Raw genomic sequence first — 3,811 nt, forward strand, 5'->3', positions numbered from 1 at the left:
ACGCACCCCCGCCCCCACCCCCCGTCACTGCGCCCGATGCCCGCGTGCCCGGCCGCCCCCTCCCCTCCTCCGGGTCGGCCGTCCCTCCCCCACCACCTCGCTCCGTACGAACAAAGGTGTGAGTCATGAGCGCATTCCACTGGCTGAACGAGCAGTTCAGCTTCTTCGGCCTCCCCGTCTACTGGTCCGACTTCCTGGGCAACATCCTGGCGCTCGCCACCGTCTGGCTGGCCCTGCGCCGGTCGCTGGTGGCCTGGCCGGTGCAGATCCTCGGCTCGGTGTTCCTGCTGATCGCCAGCCTGAACGTGGACCTCGGCGGCAACGCCGCCCGGCAGGTGGTGATCATCGTCTCGGCGTCCTGGGGCTGGGCGACCTGGAAGCGCAACCGCGAGCAGGAGGGCACCATCAACGTCCGCTGGGCGAACTGGAGCGAGCGCGCGGTGCTGATAGCCGCGATGGTGCTCGGCACGATCGCCTTCGCCGCGCTGCTGAAGTGGCGGGACGCCTCGTTCTACCCCGGCGCGCCGATGTGGATGGTGAGCGCGGACGCCTGGATCTTCGTCGGTTCGATCCTCGCGATGTACAGCCAGGCCCGCCGCTACATCGAGTTCTGGTTCGTCTGGCTGGCGGTCGACCTGGTCGGCGTGCCGCTGGCGGTGCACTCGGAGCTGTACTTCTCCGGCATCGTGTACTCGATCTTCTTCGTGATGGTGGTGATCGGCATCCGCGACTGGGCCTCGCGCAGCAAGCCGCAGGAGATCGCCTCGCCGCTGGAGCCCGCCGTCCTGGTCGAGAGCCGCGAGGAGACCACCCGCTGACCCCTCCCGCCTGGCGCGGACCGTCCCCCGATCCGGAGGGGCGGCCCGCGCTGTCGGCGCGCCGGGGCAGAATCGCCGCCGTGAACACTCCTGTCCGGGTGCCGTCGATGGGCGGCCCGCTGATCGTCGTCCCGCGCTCCGCCCTCGCCGCCTGGGGCGGCTGCACCCCGGAGGCGCTGATCCTGGGCGGTTCCGGGCCGGACGGTACGGGCGGGCCGGACGGTTCCGGGCCGGACGGTACGGGCGGGCCGGACGGTACGGGCGGGCCGGACGACTACGACCGGGCGTGCGAGGTCGAGGGGTGGGCGGAGACGATCGCGCTGCGCGGCAGCCGGCTGCGGGCCCTGGTGCTGGGCGGCGAGCCGGCCACCACCTGTTACCTGCCCGAGCACCGGGTCTTCGTCCGGTGGACGGGCGGCTACGACTGGGACGAACAGCTGTCCGCCGTGGGCGGGTTGCTCGCCGATCCGGCCACCGTCTGGGAGGAGTGCGGCAGTTGGGAGACGGACGGCCCGGCCGTCCTGATGGACTCCGCCGAGGCGGGCACCGACCTGGGCGTCCCGTACCCGGACGGCGGCGGGATCCCGGACGAGGCGCCCGTGCCGCTCCCGGCGGGGCGCTGGCGGGTGCGTTCCGAGGTGACGGGCGGCCTGCTCCAACTGCTGCCCGTGAACCGGTAACCGGCCGGCCGCCTCGTCCGCGGGCTGCGACGATCATCCGTGTGCACAACGCCCGCCGCACCGCCCGCGATCTCACCGACCTCGCCGCCGACCTCCCCGCCGACCTCCCTGCCGACCTCCTCGCCGACCTCCTCGCCCCGCTCGGCGAGCCCGCCGTCGCGGTCGCCGACCCGGAGCGCCGCCTGCTCGCCGTGGCCTGCGCCGACGGGTACGGCGAGGCGCTGGATCTCGGCCTGTTCGAGACCGGCGCCGCGCCGCGGCTGGTGCGGCGGCTCACCTTCGGCCTGTCGGTGAACGCCCTCGCCTTCCACCCCGAGCTACCGCTGCTGGCCGTCGGCACCGGCGACTACGACGGCGGCCACCGCTTCGAGGGCGGGCTGTTCCTGGTCGACCTCGACGCCCCCTCCCGAGGCCCGCGCGCGCTGTTCGCCCGGCGCACCGACCGGCAGGTGCTCGCCCTGCACTGGCCGGACCCGCAGCGGCTGCGGCTGCACCTCGCCCCGCCCGACGACGAGGGGGACCGGGCCGCGCACACCGAGGCCCACACCGTCCTGCTGCACCGCACCGACTGGACCGCCGTGCCGTCCGGTTCGCTCACCGGCCAGCACCTGCGCGGGCCGCGCGGCCCGTTCCCCCGCCCGGACGGCCGGGCCGCCGCCCGCGCGCTGGCCGCCCGGCTGCTCACCCCGCCCGTGCACCGGCACGACCGCTGAGCCGCCCGCCGCCGGCCTACTGCTCCGGGGGCATCAGGCACAGCAGTTCGGCGACCGGGAGGGCCGGGTTGGCCGCCGCGAGGTGCGCGGTCTCCGGGTCGGCCAGCAGTTCGCGGAGCCGGTCGAGCGGGAGGGCCGGGTGTTCGGCGGCCTGTGCGCGGGCCCGCCGGTCGCGCAGGCAGGCGGTGAGGGCGGTGCCGTCGGCGGCGGGGTGCCGGGCCAGGGCGCGCAGGGTGGCCACGTTGTGCTCGCCGGTGACGAGGGTGCGCAGCAGGGCGGCGGGGGTGTCGGGGTTGGCGGCGATGCCGGGGCCGACGAGGCGGCCGTGGCGCCGGTGCAGGGCGGCCAACTGCCGTCCGTCCAGGCCGGGGTGGGCGGCGACGGCGTTGGCGACCCCGGCGTCGGGGTCTTCGGCGAGGCGGTCGCGGACGTGCGGGGGCAGGTCGCGGCGCAGGGCGAGCAGGCGGCGCAGTTCGGGGTCGGCGGAGGCGGCGAGCCGTTCGGTCTCGGCGGGGTCGGCGGCGGCGATCCGGGGCGGCAGTGTGGTGCCGAGTTTGAGGACGACGCCTTCCCAGGCCCGCTCGAGGACGTCCAGCGGCACGACGGGGTTGCAGACCACGGCCCGGCGGACGATCTCGCTGGGGAAGGTGGCGAGTTCGCGGATCAGCGGCTCGCCGACCGCCGGGTTCCCGGCGAGCACCTCGAGCACCAACGGCAGTGTGTCGGTGGCGAGTTGCCGGTACGCGTCCGCTCCGAGGCCGATGCGTCCGGCGAGTTGGGCACGCAGGGACGCGGGCGCGCCGGGCAGGTGGCGCAGGGCGTCGGCGGTGGGCGCGGCGGGGTGGGCGAGGGCGGCCTCCACGATGGTGTGCCGGGCGTACTGGTGGCTGCCGTCGCAGGCGGCCCCGGCGGGCAGTCGGCAGCCCGGGTCGGGGCAGTCCGGCGGGTGCGTCCACGGGGCGGGGTGGCGGCGGCAGACGTCGCAACTCGGCAGCGGTGGACGGTCGTTGAGCAGATCGGCGAGGACGTCGGACGGGGCTGCCGGATTCCACCCGACGGCCCGGCGGACGTGCTGCGAGGGGTGCGCGGCCAGGGCGGCGAGGACGCCCGGGTCGGGCTGCGCCTCGGCGAGTTCGAGCAGCACGTCCTCGTCCGCCTCGGCGAGCAGCCGTCGCGCCACCTCGGCGGGCAGCCGCTCGGCGGACGCCAACTCCGGCCACAGCTCCGTCCGTTCGGCCAGCGCCTCGGCCCATCCGGCGGGTGCCCGCCCGGCCCGCAGCAGCGCCAGTGCGGCGAACGGCCGCCGCCGGGGGTCGACTCCTTCCGCCGTCAGCCGGCCCTCCTCCACCAGTTGCCCGGCCACGGCGCTCCCGCGTTCCGCCAGCACTTCGACCTGCCGGGCGGTCAGGTCCGTCCGCTCGGCCAGGTGCTGCGAGAGGTCCGGTTCCGTCAGCCGGACCAGCCGCTCCACCGCCTCCGCGGGCAGCGCGGGGTTCCGGGCCAGTCCTTCCCACACACGACGCATCCGCCCATCCTTCCCGGCCGTCCCGCCCCGCGCCCGGGGTTTTCGGCGCTCGCGTTCGACGCCGCACCCTTCGCC

4 protein-coding genes are annotated in these 3,811 nt (G+C 76.0%); 3 read left to right on the plus strand and 1 reads right to left on the minus strand.

What is annotated here, in order from left to right:
* Positions 1–125 precede the first annotated feature (125 nt).
* The 3 genes from ACFUEL_RS36700 (at position 126) to ACFUEL_RS36710 (ending at position 2,211) form a co-directional block, all read left to right on the plus strand.
* Positions 126–818 carry a nicotinamide riboside transporter PnuC gene (locus tag ACFUEL_RS36700; protein ID WP_380242071.1) on the plus strand — a complete coding sequence of 231 codons (693 nt, stop codon included), beginning with the start codon at positions 126–128 and terminating at the stop codon, positions 816–818.
* An 80-nt stretch (positions 819–898) separates the two neighbouring features.
* Positions 899–1,498 carry an Imm21 family immunity protein gene (locus tag ACFUEL_RS36705; protein WP_380242073.1) on the plus strand — a complete coding sequence of 200 codons (600 nt, stop codon included), beginning with the start codon at positions 899–901 and terminating at the stop codon, positions 1,496–1,498.
* Between the two features lie 41 nt (positions 1,499–1,539).
* Entirely contained in the window at positions 1,540–2,211 is a 672-nt protein-coding gene (locus tag ACFUEL_RS36710; RefSeq protein WP_380242075.1) for a hypothetical protein, read from the plus strand.
* Positions 2,212–2,227: 16 nt separating this feature from the next.
* Here the strand turns inward: ACFUEL_RS36710 and ACFUEL_RS36715 are convergent, their stop codons facing one another.
* On the minus strand, positions 2,228–3,736 hold the full coding sequence (locus tag ACFUEL_RS36715; protein ID WP_380242076.1) for a hypothetical protein: 1,509 nt from the start codon (positions 3,734–3,736) through the stop codon (positions 2,228–2,230).
* Positions 3,737–3,811: the final 75 nt, after the last annotated feature.

The sequence above is a fragment of the Kitasatospora sp. NPDC057198 genome (genome assembly GCF_042670125.1).
GTDB lineage: Bacteria > Actinomycetota > Actinomycetes > Streptomycetales > Streptomycetaceae > Kitasatospora.